Below are 14,553 nucleotides of genomic sequence, written 5' to 3'. Positions count from 1 at the left end.
GTGTCGCGCGTGACTATCGCACCAGAAGAGGACCGCCTGACCGCCCAGATCGCCTTCGCCGTCGAGATCGACAAGTTGAAGCGGATCATCCGCCGCAACCATCTCATGGACGGCTCACGGCGAGAGAACGACGCAGAGCACTCCTGGTACGTAGGCATGCTGGCCATGGTCCTGGCCGAGCACGCGCCACCCGACACCGACATCCAACGGGTGGTGTCCATGCTGCTCGTGCACGACCTGGTCGAGATCGACGCCGGTGACACCTTCATCTACGACACGGCCGCGGTGGCCGCCCAGCCCGCAGCGGAACGGGCCGCCGCGGACCGCATCTTCGCGTTGCTCCCGGGTGAGCAGGGGGCGGCGATGCGGGCACTCTGGGATGAGTTCGAGGCCAGGGAGACGCCGGAGGCGAAGTTCGCCCGAGCGCTCGACCGCTTCGCGCCGATCCTGGCCAACCATCACACGGAGGGCGGCACCTGGCCGCTGTTCAAGGTGACGGCCGCGCAGGTCAAGGAGAAGGTACGGCTCATCGAGGACGGCTCGCCGTCGCTCGGGGCGTACGCGCTCGAGCTGGTCGAGCTCTCCATCGCCAGGGGCCACCTGTCCGAGTGATGCCCTTATGGCCGGGGTAGGGGACTTGTCGTGAAAGAGAAAGTACGAGCGAGAAGGCGGCAGTCGCGGCGTTTCGTGGGGCCGGTCGACCTGGCCGACCGGCTCGAGAGGTCCAAAGCCATGGACGAGCCGATCCGAGTGCTGGCCAAGGCCATACGCAAGGGGATCCGGCCGGGACGGCTGCGCGACTGGCTGCACGGCGTGCCCACGGGCAAACCGCTGCACCCGCCGCTCGCCACCTTCAGCCTGGGCTGCTGGACGTCTACCGCGGTGCTCGACTGGACCAGCACCGATCCCCGGGCCGCGCGACTCCTGCTGGCCACGGGCATCGGCAGCGCGCTGCCCACCGCGGCCGCCGGCCTGACCGACTGGTCGTCTCTCCATCGCGAGCAGCAGCGTGTCGGGTTCGTCCACATGCTGTCGAACGTGACCGCGCTGGGGCTCTTCTCCGCCTCGCTCCTGGCCCGGCTGCGCGGGAACGAGCGCGCCGGCAAGATGCTGACCATCGCCGGTCTGAGCGTCGGCGGTCTCGGCGCCTACCTGGGCGGGAATCTGGCCTATCGGCAGGCGGCGGGCGCCAACCACGCGCCCCAGGTGACCCATCTCGTACCGCTGGGCTGGCACGACCTTTGCCTGGTCAACGACCTGCCTCAGGGTCGCCCCGTGTCGCGGCGGCTCGGTTACATCCAGCTCTTCGTGCTGCGGCACAGCTCGGGCGTCACCGTGCTCGCCGACCGGTGCTCGCACCTCGCGGGCCCGCTCCACCAGGGCCGGCTCATCGTGGAGAACGGCGAGGCGTGCGTGGTCTGCCCCTGGCACGGCAGCACGTTCCGGCTGGTTGACGGGTCTGTCAAGCACGGTCCGGCGACCGCGCCCGCGCCGACCTTCGAGACCCGGATCCGCAGCGACGGCACGCTCCAGGTACGGCCGAGCATGACCTGAGCAGCTCTACGTACGGCCGAGCATGGCCTGGACACCGCTTGACCTGAACATTGGTTGAAGTTCTACGGTCCGTCCATGAGCAGAATTCTGGTGACCGGCGCGACCGGCAACGTAGGCAAGCACGTGGTCTCCCAACTGGCCGGGGCGGGCCTCCAGGTCCGCGCCCTGGTCCGCGACCCGGACCGGGCGAAACTCCCGGAAGGGGTCGAGGCGGTCAACGGCGACCTGTCCGTCCCCGAGACCCTGGAACCGGCGCTGAAGGACGTCGAATCCGTCTTCCTGATCTGGCCCGGCTTCGCCGCCGAGACCGCCCGGGACGTGGTGGCGGCCATCGCCGCCCACGCGCGCCGGGTCGTCTACCTGTCGGCCGACGTCGAGGATCTGGCCGATGGTGAATCGCCGACGCTGTTCCACCAAGAGGTGGAACGCCTGATCAGGCACACCGGCCTGAGCTGGACGTTCCTCCGGCCCGTGGGTTTCGCGGCCAACACGCTCGGCTGGGCCGACCAGGTCAGGCAGGGCGTGGTGCGCTGGCCGTACGGGGAGGCGCGCAGGTCGTTGATCCATGAGAAGGACATCGCGGCGGTGGCCGTGCACGTGCTCACCTCGGCCGGGCACGGCGGGGGCAAGTACGTCCTCAGCGGGCCCGAACAGCTGTCACAGGCCGAACAGGCGCGGATCATCGGCGAGGCGGTCGGCCGGGAGGTCCGGTGGGCGGAGCTGCCGCTGGACGTCGCCCGCGAGCAACTGCTGGCCGCGTGGGGCGACGCCCGGTTCGTGGACGGCGCGCTCGCGGGCTGGGGCGCGTTCGTGGACACGCCGGAGCGGATCACGGACACGGTCCCGAAGCTCCTCGGCCGCCCCGCGCTGACCTTCCGTCAGTGGGCCACCGACCACGCGACCGACTTCCGCTGACTCAGCTCTCGTCAGCCGGATGTTCCACCAGGGCCAGGATCCGGCTGGACATGAACCGCGCCGTACGCACCGCGGTGCCGCTCCTGGTCACCTCACTGACCTCGACCAGCCCCCGCCGCGTGGCCACCTCGACACGGCGGCCCGCGCGGGTGGCGGCGATCTCGTAGGTGCGCGGGGATGAGTCGCCCGCGTCGATGACGATCTCCACCCGATCACCCTTCATGTACGGATTTATACCCAGAATGCCTGGTATTTATCCGTACACCAGTTTGATAATCGCCACGATCCCCACACAAACGATGATGCCCCGCAGTACCGGAGCCGGGATGCGGCGACCGACCTTGGCCCCGACGAACCCACCCACCGTGGCCCCCAGCGCCACCGCCAGCACGGCCCACCAATCCACGTGGGCGATGAAGACGAACAGCACGGCCGCGGTGCCGTTGACGATCAGGGAGAGCACGTTCTTGGCCGCGTTCACCCGCTGCAGGGGTTCGGTCAGGAAGCTGCCGAGCAGCCCGATCAGCAGCACGCCCTGGGCCGCGCCGAAGTAGCCGCCGTAGATTCCCGCCCCCAGCACGCCGAGCCAGAGCAGCACCCCGCCGTGGGGATCGTCGTTCTCGCGCCGGGCCGACAGCCAGCCGTTGAGCTTGGGCTGCACCACGACCAGTACGCAGGCCAGCCCGATCAGCACCGGGACCACGACCTGGAAGACCCTCGGGTCGAGGAACAGCAGCAGGATCCCGCCGATCAGCGAGCCGATCGCCGAGGCGGGCCCGAGGCGCAGCAGCCGTTCGCGCTGCCCGGCGAGCTCGGCACGGTAGCCGTACGCGCCGGTGAAGGAGCCGGGCACCAGGCCGATGTTGTTGGAGACGTTCGCCACGACCGGGTCGATGCCGACGGCCACGAGCGTGGGAAAGGTGATCAGCGAGCCCGACCCGACCACCGCGTTGATGGCTCCGGCCGCGACCCCCGCCGCGAACACCGCGACCGCCTCCCACACTGTCATCCGACAGAGCTTAGAGGCGGATCCTTTCCCGGCTACCGGTCGGGGTCATCCTTGGGCGGCGAGAAGAGACCGCCCAGATTCTCCAGTGCCCGGCCCATCTCCGACGGGACGATCCAGATCTTGTTGGCGTCACCCTTGGCGATCTCGGGGAGCATCTGCAGGTATTGGTAGGCGAGCAGCCGCTGGTCCGGTTTGCCCTCGTGGATGGCCTTGAACACCATCCCGATCGCGTCGGCCTGCCCCTTGGCCCGCATGGCCTGAGCCTCAGCCTCCGCCTGGGCGCGCAGCACGGCAGCCTCCGCCTCGCCACGGGCGCGCAGGACTGCCGCCTGCTGCTCACCTTCGGCCGTCAGGATGGCCGCCTGCCGCTGCCCCTCCGCGGCCAGCACCGCGGCCCGCTTGTCGCGGTCGGCGCGCATCTGCTTCTCCATCGAGTCCTGGATGGAGGACGGCGGGTCGATGGCCTTGAGCTCGACCCGGTTGACCCGGATGCCCCACTTGCCGGTCGCCTCGTCGAGCACGCCGCGCAGCTCGGTGTTGATCTCCTCGCGGGAGGTCAGCGTGCTCTCCAGGTCCATGCCGCCGACCACGTTACGCAGCGTGGTGACGGTCAGCTGCTCGACGCCGACCAGGAAGTTGGCGATCTCGTACGTGGCCGCCTTCGGATTGGTCACCTGGAAGTAGATGACGGTGTCGATCGAGACCACCAGGTTGTCGGAGGTGATCACCGGCTGTGGCGGGAACGAGACGACCTGCTCGCGGAGGTCGATCAGATCCTTGATCCGGTCAACGAACGGCACCACCAGGTTGAGCCCCGGCTTCAGCGTGCGGTGATAGCGGCCGAGCCGCTCGATGATCGCCGCGGTCGCCTGGGGGATGATGCGGACCGTCCGCGTCACCCCGAACCCCACCGCGGCGACGACGACGATGGCGACGATGAGCTGCTCCGTGGACATGCCAACGCTCCGAGGCCGAGGGGATCGCCTTCGTAAATGCTAATGGTCGTTCAGCGGATTGACGCGATCTAGTGCGTGCGGGCGTACCAACGTCTAGTGCGCGCGGGCGTACCAGCGCCCTTCGGCGCTGCGATCGAGCGTCAGCGGCACCCCGAACGTCTGCGACAGGTTGTCGGCCGTCATCACGTGTTCCAGCGGCCCCTGGGCCACGACCGAGCCGTGCTTGAGCAGCAGCCCGTGGGTGAATCCGTTGGGCACCTCCTCCACGTGGTGCGTGACCAGCACCAGCGTGGGTGAGCGGAGGTCGTTGGCGAGGACCGACAGCCGGCGTACGAGGTCCTCCCGGCCGCCCAGGTCGAGCCCGGCCGCCGGCTCGTCCAGCAGCAGCATCTCGGGATCGGGCATCAGCGCACGGGCGATCTGCACCCGTTTACGCTCACCCTCGGACAGAGTGCCGAACCGGCGCCTGATCAGATGCGCGGCGCCCATCATGTCGATCAGCTCGACGGCCCTGGTGACATCGTTGGAGTCGTACTCCTCGGTCCAGCGGCCCATGATCGCGTAGGACGCCGTCAGGACCAGGTCGATGACCTTCTCCTCCGGCGGAATGCGCTCGGCCAGCGCGGCGCTCGCCAGGCCGATGCGGGGCCGCAGGTCGAAGACGTCGGCCTGACCCAGCCGCTCGCCGAGCACCTCCACGATCCCCTCGCTCGGATAGAGCAGCGTCGCCGCGACCTGCAACAAGGTCGTTTTGCCCGCTCCGTTCGGCCCGATGACGACCCAGCGCTCGTCCTCGTTGACCGTCCAGTCGATGCCGCGCAACAGGGCTGCTCCGTCGCGCCGGACGGCGACGTCCTGGAGCCGCAGCACCTGACCACCCATCCCCGTATCCCTCCTTTAGGAGTAACGCTCGGGACAAACCTATTGCAGGGCGAGCGCATATCGTGGATCGGTGCCTCCTGAATCACCTGTCTCTCCTCCGCTGGTCGCCTGGGGCAACGCCTGGCTCGCCGGTCACGTCGGCCTCGACGAGGCCGTGGACCGGGTCGAAGCCGCCGCAGGTCCAGCCGTCGTGGGCCCCGCCGCGAGCCCTGCCGTGGATCCCGTCGTGGGCCCCGTCGTGGGCGATCTGCCGTTGCGTGCCTACCTCGCCGAGCTGCGATCCGGCGGGCTGACCGAGCTCCGGCTCGCGCTGCCCGCACCCGGCGACCCGCTTGGGCTCTCCGGACCGCCCGCCTTCAACGCGGCCGCGGTGGAGGCCGGTCAGGCGGTCATCGCGGTGCTCTCCGGCCACTGTCTCGGGCTCGTGCCCTCGCCCGACCTGCGCGGGTCGTCCTATGTGGGGGTACGCCTGGCCGTACACCCCTCGGGGCCCGTACGCGTGGACCTGCCTTCGGTGGCCGAGGCGGAGCGGGAGCTGTCGATCGCGATGCGCTCGGCGACGGATGCCCTGACCTCAGTCGACGGACCCGCACCCGAGCGGCCCGACCGGCTGGGACGGCTCGGCGGCGAGTTGGCCCCCGGCTATCCGGGACGGGCGCACCGCGTCTCCACTCTGGCCACACGGCTTGACGCGGTGCTGCGGGTGGCCGACGAGAGAGGGCTCACCTCGGGCCAGATCGCCGCGAGCGGCGAGGCCCTGCGCGAGCTCGACCGCGCGGTACGCCGCGCCCTCGTAGCCGCGCACCACTCCATCTTCGAGCCGGTCAGGCCATAGCCGCACGCGGGTTTCCGTAACGGTCAGGCGGCGGCCGTGACTTCCCTCACGCGAGACCTCCTCAGGTAGACCGCGAGGGCGCCCGCGCACAGGACGGCCAGCAGGAGCGTGGTCGGCAGGCCGGTGAAGGGTCCGGCCAGCGCCGCCTCCCCGGCCAGCGGGCTCGCCTTCGGCTGGCTCAGCAGGAGCACGGCCATGTCCGGCAGCCGCTGCCCTGGCACAGCCACCACGAAGGCGTAGGTGGCCAGCCAGAGCGGGGTCGCGTGGAACGCCATGGCCGCCCACAGACCGCGCCCGGTCAGCGTGAGCAGCGCCGCCAGCACCGACCAGAGCACCAGGTTGGTCGCGAGCACCCAGTGGAAGGTGTGCAGCGGCGCGATCAGCATCAGCGGCCCGACGAAATGGAAGAGCGCGAACGCCCCGGACGACACGGCGATGCCCGCGGGCACGCCCCACCGCGCCCCGGCGCTCTGCAGGATCCAGCCCCGGAAGAGGATCTCCTCGATAGCGATCATGATGACCCTGGCCAGGTAGGCCACGGGCAGCAGGTAGAGCAGGGCGAAGTTCCACCGCGATCCGTCCACGCGCAGGTTGCCCGTGACGTACTGCAGTGCCAACCAGCCCGCGATGAAGGCCGCGCCCAGGCCGAAGCCGATCAGGTGCTGCCGCCAGGCACCACGGCCCCAGGCGAGGCCGAGCGAGGCGAACGGCCGCTTCTCGTAGAAGCGCGTCCAGAGCCACAGCAGCACGAAGATCGGTGCGTGCTGGATCACGGTCGTCAGCACCAGCAGGACCGCGAAGAGCGGGCCCGACTGCCTGCCGGGGAAGAGCATGCCAAGGGGCAGCAGGAGCGCCATTCCGATGACGATGCCCGCGGCGTAGATCAATTGCGCCAGCAGGACCGCCACGAGCGGATGGGTGCCGCGTTTCCCGGCCGTCGAAGCATTGACGAAAGCGTTGTTCATTTCACCGAACGTAAAGATCGGCCGAGCCGGGCGAATCCTGCCCCAGACCGATCACGGCCTGTCTTCGTATGTGTCGCAGGTCATGTTCGGCCGCCGACCCCGAGGGCTTCGCCATCCCCGCTGTTAGCGTGGAAGCGTGGCCGGAAGTGATCGTTGGACACATGGCACCGATGAGCGGGCCCCGTACATTCTGAGCGCCCTTTTCGGCGGCTCGGACCTGATCCTTCTCTGGTCCGCGCTCCAGATCGCGGCCGGTGACCACAGATTGTGGTTCTTCTGTGTGCCGCCCCTGGCGATGCTGGGCATGTGGCCGTTCCTGCGGTGGAATCGGGCGGCCTCGCGGACCCATGGAGCGGTCAGCCTCCTTTTCGTGCTGGCCGCGCTGGGTGGGATGGGCACCGGGAGCGCGATCACGACCATCCCCCTGGTGGTGGTGGTGCTCACGCACATCGTCTCCGTGTTCGGGTTCGGCGGCGGCGTGTGGTTCAGCGCGGTCGCGGTGGGTTTCACCCTGACCGCGAATCTGATGATGGGGCGAGATGCCTGGCGGTCGCTCGCCGAGACGATCGTGATGGCCGTGTTCACGGTGTGGGCGCTGATCGCCACCCGCGTGCTGCTGGGCGCCAGGCAGCGCGCCGCCGACAACGAACGGCTGCTGGCCGAGCTGACCGACGCCCACGCCAAGCTGCGGCGGTACGCGGCCAGGGTGGGCGAGCTCACGGTGGCCGAGGAGCGGGCTCGCATGTCGCGCGAGATGCACGACTCCGTCGGCCACTACCTCACGGTGATCAACCTCGGCCTGGAGAACGCCCAGCGCTACCGCGCGGCCCGCCCCGATGAGGCGTGGGCCGAGGTGCGACAGGCCCAGCAGCTCACCGTGGAGGCCCTGGCTGACACTCGGCGCTGGGTGCGGGCGCTCAAGCCACTGGCGCTGGAGGGCAAGGCGGGCGCCACCGCGCTGGCCGAGCTGGCGCGCTCGTTCGAGGGCACCGGACTCGACGTCACGTTCCAGGCGGAGGGCGCGGGGCCGGCTCTTGACGAGGAGGCCGAGCTGGTCATGTACCGGGCGTTGCAGGAGGGGCTGACCAACGCCGCGCGCCATTCCGGGGCGCGGCGCGTGGCGGTCGTGCTCGGCGCCTCGGACGGCCGCGTCGAGCTGGCCGTCACCGACGACGGGCGCGGCGCGGCGGACGAGGAGGTCTGCGGCGGGCACGGCCTGGCCGGGCTGCGCCAGCGGGTCACCGCGCTCGGCGGCTCGCTGCACGCGGGGAGCCGCGCGGAGGGCGGCTTCGCGTTACGGGTCTACCTTCCTGCCGGTACGGGGGCGGGCCTGTGATCGTCCGGGTGCTGATCGTCGACGATCAGGTGCTGATGCGCCAGGGCCTGCGCAAGCTCCTGGAGCTGGAGGAGGGCATCGAGGTCGTGGGCGAGGCCGCCGACGGGCTGGCCGCGCTCGACCTGCTCCCCTCTGCCAGGCCCGACGTGGCGCTGGTGGACGCGCGGATGCCGAGGATGGACGGGATCGAGCTGGTCGGCCGGCTCGACATTCCCGCGATCATCCTGACCACGTTCGACGACGACGACTACATCTTCGGCGGCCTGCGAGCCGGCGCCCGTGGCTACCTGCTCAAGGACACCCCGCCGGACGAGCTGGTGGCGGCCATCCGCAAGGCGGCCAGGGGCGAGACCGTGCTGGGCGGAGTCGCCGCCGAGCGGGTGGTCGCCGAGCTGCGCAGCGCCCCCGCCACGCCGGACCTCGCCGACCAGCTCTCCGAACGCGAGCACGAGGTGGCCGTTCTGGTCGGCGATGGCGCGACCAACCGGGAGATCGCCAGGCGGCTGTTCATCACCGAGGGCACGGTGAAGAACCACATCTCCAGCATCCTGCGCAAACTGCGGCTACGCGACCGCACTCAGCTGGCCATCCACATCGCGAGGTCATCCTGAATCGCGAGGTCAAGCTAACCCGTGGCGAACGGCGTACAGGGCGGCCTGGGTGCGGTCCTGGACGCCGAGCTTCATCAGCACGTTGGACACATGCGTCTTGACCGTCTTCTCGGCGACCGACAGGCTCCTGGCGATCTCCCGGTTGGAGTGGCCGGCCGCGATCAGCGCCAGCACCTCGCGCTCCCGTTCGGTCAGCGGCACCGGCCCCAGCGTCGGCGGCGAGCCGTTGGCGCCGGCCAGCATCGCCTCCGCCGCCTCGGGGGCGAGCAGCACCTGCCCTCCATGTACGGCCCGCACCGCCTGCACGAGCGCGTTCGGATCCACGTCCTTGTAGAGGAACCCGGAGGCGCCCGCCCGCATCGCCGGACCCACGTCGGACCGATCGCTCACCGAGGTCAGCACGATCACCCTGGGGAGCGCCCCCGAGAGCCGGCCCAGCGCGCCGAGCCCGTCGAGCACCGGCATCTTCAGATCGAGCAGCAGCACGTCGGGAACGAGCTCGTCGGCCAGCTCCACGGCCTGAGCCCCGTCGGCCGCCTCGCCGACGACCGTGATGTCCTCCTGGAGGTCGAGGAAGGTCCGCAGGCCCTGTCGTACCACTGGGTGATCGTCGGCGATCAGCACCCGGATCACACGCCCACCTCCACGCGGACCGTCGTCCCCTCGTCGCGGGCCGAGGCGACGGTCATGACGCCGCCCACGGACTCCGCCCTGTCCCTCATCGACACCAGGCCCAGGCCGCGCGACTCGGCCTGCTCGAAGCCCTTGCCGTCGTCGCGTACGGTCAGCACCAGCTTGCCGCCCTCATCGGCCAGCCGCACCTCGACGTGGCCGGCGTCCGAGTGCCTGAGCGCGTTGTGCAGCGCCTCCTGCGCGACCCGCAGCACGGCCACCTCCACCGCCGACTCGAGCGGCGGCAGCTCGCCGCCCTCGAACGTGACGTGCGCGGGATGGAGCCGGTCGAGCAGGCGTACGTGCTTGCCCAGCGTCTCCGCCAGCCCGTGCCGGTCCAGCTCGGCCGGGCGCAGCTCGACGATCACCGCCCGGAGCTCGGCCAGCGCCTCGCCCGCCAGGCGCTGCACGCGTTCGAGCTCGGCGGCGGCCTGGTCGGGGGCGCTGGGCAGCAGGACGGCGGCGGACTGCGCGGTCAGCCTGAGCGAGAACAGCTTCTGGGTGACGGCGTCGTGCAGCTCGCGGGCCATCCGGTTGCGCTCTTCGAGCATGGCCAGCTCGCGGCCCCGCTCGTACAGCCTGGCGTTGGTCAGCGCGATGGCGGCGTGCGCGGCGAACAGGGTGAGCAGGTCCTGGTCCGCCTCCGTGAACCCGTCGGGCGAGCGCTTGTTGGCCAGGAAGATGATGCCGAGCACCTCCTCGCCGTCGCGGATCGGGGCGCCGAGGAAGTCCTTCATCACCGGGTGCGCCTTGGGCCACCACTCGAACCTGGGGTCCTCGCGCAGGTCGGGCAGGCGTACCGGAGCCCCGTCGCGGAGCATCGCGCCGAGCATGCCGTGCTGCCTGGGCAGCGGGCCGATCGCGTCCCACTGCTTGTCGGTGAGCCCTTCGGCGACGAACTCGGCGAACGAGCCGTCCTCGTCCGGCACGCCGAGCGCGGCGTACCGGGCGTCGAGCAGCCGCTGGGCCGAGCGGACGATGACCTGCAGCACCTCGCGCACCGAAAGGTGCCGGGTCACGGCGAGCACGGCGGTGCTCACCGCCTGCATGATCTCGTCCCTGTCGGAGGCCACGGCACCCACTCTATGGTCCTGGGCCGTCATGCCCGGGCGCCATTGGTCCTAGGTCCATATGCCCAGGCGGAGGCGGCCCCTCAGCCCGATGTACGGCCGGTTCCGCGCTCCTACCGTCAAGACATGACGAACACCGCACTGATCACCGGTGCCTCCCGCGGCCTCGGCCTGGCCTTGGCGACGACACTCGCCGGCGCCGGATGGGAGCTCCTGCTCACCGCCCGCGGCGCGGCGGATCTGGAGCGGGTCGCGGCCGAACTGGGCGCCACCGCCATCGCCGGTGACGTGAGCGACCCGGCACATGTCGAGCGGCTCGCGCGGGCCGTACCCCAGCTGGACCTGCTGGTCAACAACGCGAGCGGGCTGGGCGTGACCCCGCTGCCTCCGCTGTCGGTGTACCCGAGGGACGAGTTCAGGGCCCTGCTGGAGACCAACGTGATCGCTCCCCTGGCCCTCATCCAGGCGACGCTGCCCGCGCTGCGCGCCACGCGCGGCGCGATCGTGAACATCACCTCCGACGCCGCCACCGGCGCCTACGAGGGCTGGGGCGGCTACGGCGCCACCAAGGCCGCCCTGGAGCAGCTGTCCAACGTCCTGTCGGCCGAGGAACCCGACCTGGCCGTCTGGTGGGCCGACCCCGGCGAGATGAACACCCGCATGCTGGCCGACGCCGTCGGCGCGGAGGAGGCGGCCGGCGCGGCGGACCCCGCCAAGGTGGCCGCGGCACTGTACGACCTGGTCAGGGCCCGTCCGGCCAGCGGCCGGGTGAGCCTGCAATGACCGCCGCGCTCGACTTCGCGCTGCCGGACACCCTGTCGGCGCACGAGCCGCCCGAGGCCCGAGGGCTGACCCGCGACTCGGTGCGGCTGCTGGTCTCGCGCGGCCATCTCCCGCCGGAGCACCGCCGCTTCACCGACCTGCCGGGGCTGCTCGACCCCGGCGACCTGATCGTGGTCAACAACTCGGCGACGCTGCCCGCCGCCATCAGGCTCGACCGGCTCGCCGTGCACTTCTCCACCGCGCGCGAGGACGGCACCTGGCTGGTCGAGCTGCGCCGCCGTACCTCGAAGTCCTCCGAGCCGTACGGCGGCGGTGAGCCGGGCGAATGGCTGCCGCTGCCCGGACGGGCGACGCTGCGGCTCATCGAACGCGAGACGCCGCGCCTGTGGCGAGCCAGGCTCGACCGTGACGTGGAGGCGTACCTGCGCGATCACGGCGTGCCGATCCGCTACTCCTACGTGTCGCGCGACTGGCCGCTCGACGCTTACCAGACCGTCTTCGCCACCGTGCCGGGCAGCGCGGAGATGCCGAGCGCGGCCCGGCCGTTCACCGCCGAGCTGGTCACGGCTCTGGTGGCGCGCGGCGTCGGGATCGCGCCGATCACCCTGCACACCGGGGTCGCCTCGCCGGAGAAGGACGAACCGCCCTACGCGGAGCGGTACGAGGTGCCCGCGGCCACGGCCCGCCTGGTCAACCTGACCACGGCGAACGGCGGCCGGGTGGTGGCCGCCGGCACCACCGTGGTGCGCGCGCTGGAGACGGCCGTCGGCGGCGACGGGCTGGTGGCCGCCTCGGCGGGCTGGACCAGGCACATCGTGACGCCAGACGTCGGGGTCAAGGCCGTGAGCGGGCTGCTCACCGGGCTGCATGAGCCCAGGTCAAGCCACCTGATGATGCTCACCGCGATCGCCGAGCGGGAGCCGCTCGCCCGCGCCTACATGGCGGCGTTGCGGGAGGGGTATCTCTGGCACGAGTTCGGTGACACCCACTTGCTGCTGCGCCGATAGTGGCCCCTCGTGCTCATGTGTCAGGGTACGCCCAGTAGCCTGGCTCAATGTGGACCAGCGCACCCTCCTGATCACCCTGACCGGCCCGGACCGACCGGGCGTCACCTCGAGGCTCTTCTCAGTTCTGTCGGGTTTTCCGGTGACCGTGGCCGACATCGAGCAGGTCGTCATCCGCGGGCGGCTCACGCTCGGCGTGCTCGTCGCCTACGCGGGCGGTCCGTCGACCGGCACCGGCAGCACGCTCGGCGCCATGTGGACCGCCGTCGAACGGGTGGCTGAGGACCTCGGCCTGGAGCTGGAGCTCTCCACCGGCTCCCAGACCAAGGAGCAGCGCCGGCGCGGCCGCCTGTCGGTCAGCGTGCTGGGCGCGACGCTCCAGCCCGCCGCCATCGCGGGCATCGCCGGGCGCATCGCCGCCGCCGGCGCGAACATCGACCGCATCGAACGCCTCGCCCAGTGGCCGGTCACCTGCATCGAGCTGTCGGTCTCCGGCGCAGACCCGAGCGCGCTCCGCGTCGAGCTGGCCGCCGAGGCCGCCGCCCTGCACGTCGACGTGGCCGTGCAGCGCACCGGTCTGTCGCGGCGGGCCAAGCGGCTGGTCGTCATGGACGTCGACTCGACGCTCATCCAGGGCGAGGTCATCGAGCTGCTGGCCGGCCACGCTGGCTGCCTCGAAGAGGTCGCCCGGGTCACCGAGGAGGCCATGCGCGGCGAGCTCGACTTCGCCGAGTCCCTGCGCCGCCGGGTCGCGCTGCTCGAAGGGCTGCCGGCCGAGGTGTTCGAGCAGGTACGGCAGCAGGTCGTGCTCACCCCCGGCGCCCGTACGCTGGTCCGCACGCTCAAGCGGCTCGACTACCGCTTCGCCATCGTCAGCGGCGGCTTCACCCAGATCACCGACAGCCTGGTCGAGGACCTGGGCATCGACTACTCGGCGGCGAACGTGCTGGAGGTCGTCGACGGCAAGCTCACCGGCCGCGTCGTCGGCGAGATCGTCGACCGGCCGGGCAAGGCCCGCGCGCTGGAGCGGTTCGCCCGCGAGGCGGGGCTGCCGATCAGCCAGACGGTGGCCATCGGCGACGGGGCCAACGACCTCGACATGATCGCGGCGGCCGGGCTCGGGATCGCGTTCAACGCCAAGCCGGTCGTCCGGGAGGCGGCGGACACCGCGGTCAACACCCCCTACCTCGACTCGATCCTCTACCTGCTCGGGATCTCCCGGGACGAGGTGGAGGCGGCGGACGCCGAGGACGGCGTGCTCACCCGCTGACCTCTCCCTCCTTGGGGTCCCAGCGGGTGATCAGCTGCGCCTCGCCCGGCCACAGGTCCACCCAGTTCGCTTCCGTACGGATGACCGCGAACGACCCCGGCCGGAACCCGTAGTCGCCCCCGGCCAGCGAGATCGCCAGCTCGTGCACGCCCGGGTTGTGGCCGCACAGCACGACCGTCTCCAGCTCCGGATCGGTCAGTTTGACCAGCGCCAGCAGCTCCTCGGGGTATGCCTGGTAGACATCACGCTCGTAGCTGACCGCCACCTCGGGGAAGGCCAGCTCGGCGGTGCGCTTCGTACGCAGGGACGGGGAGCACAGCACCAGGTCGGGAGCCAGCCCGAGGGCCCGCACCTCGTCGCCGGCCCGCTTCGCGTCGCGTTCGCCCCGGTGCGTCAGCGGACGCTCACGGTCCTCCAGGCCGGGCACCTGCGCGGCCTTGGCGTGGCGGAGCACGATCAACGTACGCACGTGCTCATGTTCCTCTCGTCGCCCACACACCCAGCGCGACGATCACCGCGAGGATGGCCAGCATCGCCAGCAGAATGTAGGCCAGCGCCTTGCCGCCGCTGGGCCGCTTGTCTTCCATCCGCCCAGTTTCCCACCGGGGGCGGCGGGTGCCGCACCTGACCCGCGATCCTTCTCGTTTCTTGAAATGTGGAACGCCCGCTCCCCCAGACCTCGGAGGAGCGG

Annotated in this window: 17 protein-coding genes; 9 read left to right on the top strand and 8 right to left on the bottom strand. The window is 70.9% G+C overall.

The annotated features are described in order from the left end of the window. The 3 genes from AB0C30_RS41825 (at position 1) to AB0C30_RS41815 (ending at position 2,469) form a co-directional block, all read left to right on the top strand. Positions 1–612, top strand: a complete 612-nt coding sequence (locus tag AB0C30_RS41825) for an HD domain-containing protein (RefSeq protein WP_357954561.1) — start codon at positions 1–3, stop codon at positions 610–612. Positions 613–642: 30 nt separating this feature from the next. Beyond that, positions 643–1,554: a Rieske 2Fe-2S domain-containing protein gene (locus AB0C30_RS41820; protein ID WP_357954559.1), complete on the top strand. Its 912-nt coding sequence runs from the start codon at positions 643–645 to the stop codon at positions 1,552–1,554. 75 nt (positions 1,555–1,629) lie between these two features. Next, complete coding sequence (locus AB0C30_RS41815) at positions 1,630–2,469, top strand: NAD(P)H-binding protein (protein ID WP_357954557.1); 840 nt, start codon at positions 1,630–1,632, stop codon at positions 2,467–2,469. A 1-nt stretch (position 2,470) separates the two neighbouring features. Here the strand turns inward: AB0C30_RS41815 and AB0C30_RS41810 are convergent, their stop codons facing one another. The 4 genes from AB0C30_RS41810 to AB0C30_RS41795 all read right to left on the bottom strand — a co-directional run bounded on the left by AB0C30_RS41810 (position 2,471) and on the right by AB0C30_RS41795 (position 5,316). Next, positions 2,471–2,692, bottom strand: a complete 222-nt coding sequence (locus AB0C30_RS41810) for a hypothetical protein (RefSeq protein WP_357954555.1) — start codon at positions 2,690–2,692, stop codon at positions 2,471–2,473. Between the two features lie 30 nt (positions 2,693–2,722). After that, entirely contained in the window at positions 2,723–3,478 is a 756-nt protein-coding gene (locus tag AB0C30_RS41805) for a sulfite exporter TauE/SafE family protein (RefSeq protein WP_357954553.1), read from the bottom strand. 32 nt (positions 3,479–3,510) lie between these two features. Beyond that, entirely contained in the window at positions 3,511–4,434 is a 924-nt protein-coding gene (locus AB0C30_RS41800) for an SPFH domain-containing protein (protein WP_357954550.1), read from the bottom strand. 93 nt (positions 4,435–4,527) lie between these two features. Next, entirely contained in the window at positions 4,528–5,316 is a 789-nt protein-coding gene (locus AB0C30_RS41795) for an ABC transporter ATP-binding protein (RefSeq protein ID WP_225299059.1), read from the bottom strand. 70 nt (positions 5,317–5,386) lie between these two features. On the opposite strand from AB0C30_RS41795, the gene AB0C30_RS41790 reads away from it, so the two are divergent. After that, positions 5,387–6,151, top strand: coding sequence for a hypothetical protein (locus tag AB0C30_RS41790; protein ID WP_357954547.1), 765 nt, complete (start codon positions 5,387–5,389; stop codon positions 6,149–6,151). A gap of 23 nt (positions 6,152–6,174) precedes the next feature. Here the strand turns inward: AB0C30_RS41790 and AB0C30_RS41785 are convergent, their stop codons facing one another. Continuing rightward, entirely contained in the window at positions 6,175–7,116 is a 942-nt protein-coding gene (locus AB0C30_RS41785; protein ID WP_357954545.1) for a CPBP family intramembrane glutamic endopeptidase, read from the bottom strand. 136 nt (positions 7,117–7,252) lie between these two features. On the opposite strand from AB0C30_RS41785, the gene AB0C30_RS41780 reads away from it, so the two are divergent. Together AB0C30_RS41780 and AB0C30_RS41775 are read left to right on the top strand one after the other, a co-directional pair. Further along, the gene (locus AB0C30_RS41780; protein WP_357954543.1) at positions 7,253–8,452 is read left to right on the top strand and encodes a sensor histidine kinase; all 1,200 of its coding nucleotides are present in this window, start codon (positions 7,253–7,255) and stop codon (positions 8,450–8,452) included. Further along, positions 8,449–9,063: a response regulator transcription factor gene (locus AB0C30_RS41775; protein WP_225299067.1), complete on the top strand. Its 615-nt coding sequence runs from the start codon at positions 8,449–8,451 to the stop codon at positions 9,061–9,063. The genes AB0C30_RS41780 and AB0C30_RS41775 overlap by 4 nt, the downstream gene beginning before the upstream one ends. Positions 9,064–9,072: 9 nt before the next feature. Here AB0C30_RS41775 and AB0C30_RS41770 read toward each other — a convergent pair whose 3' ends face one another. Together AB0C30_RS41770 and AB0C30_RS41765 are read right to left on the bottom strand one after the other, a co-directional pair. Next, the gene (locus AB0C30_RS41770; RefSeq protein WP_357954540.1) at positions 9,073–9,696 is read right to left on the bottom strand and encodes a response regulator transcription factor; all 624 of its coding nucleotides are present in this window, start codon (positions 9,694–9,696) and stop codon (positions 9,073–9,075) included. Next, positions 9,693–10,808 carry a GAF domain-containing sensor histidine kinase gene (locus tag AB0C30_RS41765; RefSeq protein ID WP_357954538.1) on the bottom strand — a complete coding sequence of 372 codons (1,116 nt, stop codon included), beginning with the start codon at positions 10,806–10,808 and terminating at the stop codon, positions 9,693–9,695. The genes AB0C30_RS41770 and AB0C30_RS41765 overlap by 4 nt, the downstream gene beginning before the upstream one ends. A 123-nt stretch (positions 10,809–10,931) precedes the next feature. Between AB0C30_RS41765 and AB0C30_RS41760 the strand changes: the two genes are divergently transcribed. From AB0C30_RS41760 to serB, 3 genes are read left to right on the top strand one after another with little or no spacing between them, the layout of a single operon-like run. Continuing rightward, complete coding sequence (locus AB0C30_RS41760; protein WP_357954536.1) at positions 10,932–11,588, top strand: SDR family NAD(P)-dependent oxidoreductase; 657 nt, start codon at positions 10,932–10,934, stop codon at positions 11,586–11,588. Further along, positions 11,585–12,595 (top strand): S-adenosylmethionine:tRNA ribosyltransferase-isomerase, encoded by a 1,011-nt coding sequence (locus AB0C30_RS41755; protein WP_357954534.1) that lies wholly within the window; start codon positions 11,585–11,587, stop codon positions 12,593–12,595. Before AB0C30_RS41760 ends, AB0C30_RS41755 begins: the two co-directional genes overlap by 4 nt. 49 nt (positions 12,596–12,644) lie before the next feature. Further along, positions 12,645–13,862, top strand: a complete 1,218-nt coding sequence (serB, locus tag AB0C30_RS41750) for a phosphoserine phosphatase SerB (RefSeq protein ID WP_357954532.1) — start codon at positions 12,645–12,647, stop codon at positions 13,860–13,862. Here the strand turns inward: serB and AB0C30_RS41745 are convergent. Then, the gene (locus AB0C30_RS41745; RefSeq protein WP_357954530.1) at positions 13,852–14,331 is read right to left on the bottom strand and encodes a histidine phosphatase family protein; all 480 of its coding nucleotides are present in this window, start codon (positions 14,329–14,331) and stop codon (positions 13,852–13,854) included. The genes serB and AB0C30_RS41745 overlap by 11 nt on opposite strands. Between the last annotated feature and the right edge of the window lie 222 nt (positions 14,332–14,553).

It is taken from the genome of Nonomuraea sp. NPDC048901 (genome assembly GCF_040649695.1).
Lineage (GTDB): Bacteria > Actinomycetota > Actinomycetes > Streptosporangiales > Streptosporangiaceae > Nonomuraea.
This window is presented reverse-complemented; position numbering and strand designations above follow the sequence as displayed.

Excerpts from the sequence above, each read along its gene's own strand:
- AB0C30_RS41815 (WP_357954557.1), top strand. The coding sequence starts at position 1,630 with ATGAGCAGAATTCTGGTGACCGGCGCGACCGGCAACGTAGGCAAGCAC.
- AB0C30_RS41810 (WP_357954555.1), bottom strand. The coding sequence starts at position 2,692 with ATGAAGGGTGATCGGGTGGAGATCGTCATCGACGCGGGCGACTCATCC.
- AB0C30_RS41805 (WP_357954553.1), bottom strand. The coding sequence starts at position 3,478 with ATGACAGTGTGGGAGGCGGTCGCGGTGTTCGCGGCGGGGGTCGCGGCC.
- AB0C30_RS41800 (WP_357954550.1), bottom strand. The coding sequence starts at position 4,434 with ATGTCCACGGAGCAGCTCATCGTCGCCATCGTCGTCGTCGCCGCGGTG.
- AB0C30_RS41795 (WP_225299059.1), bottom strand. The coding sequence starts at position 5,316 with ATGGGTGGTCAGGTGCTGCGGCTCCAGGACGTCGCCGTCCGGCGCGAC.
- AB0C30_RS41785 (WP_357954545.1), bottom strand. The coding sequence starts at position 7,116 with ATGAACAACGCTTTCGTCAATGCTTCGACGGCCGGGAAACGCGGCACC.
- AB0C30_RS41760 (WP_357954536.1), top strand. The coding sequence starts at position 10,932 with ATGACGAACACCGCACTGATCACCGGTGCCTCCCGCGGCCTCGGCCTG.
- AB0C30_RS41755 (WP_357954534.1), top strand. The coding sequence starts at position 11,585 with ATGACCGCCGCGCTCGACTTCGCGCTGCCGGACACCCTGTCGGCGCAC.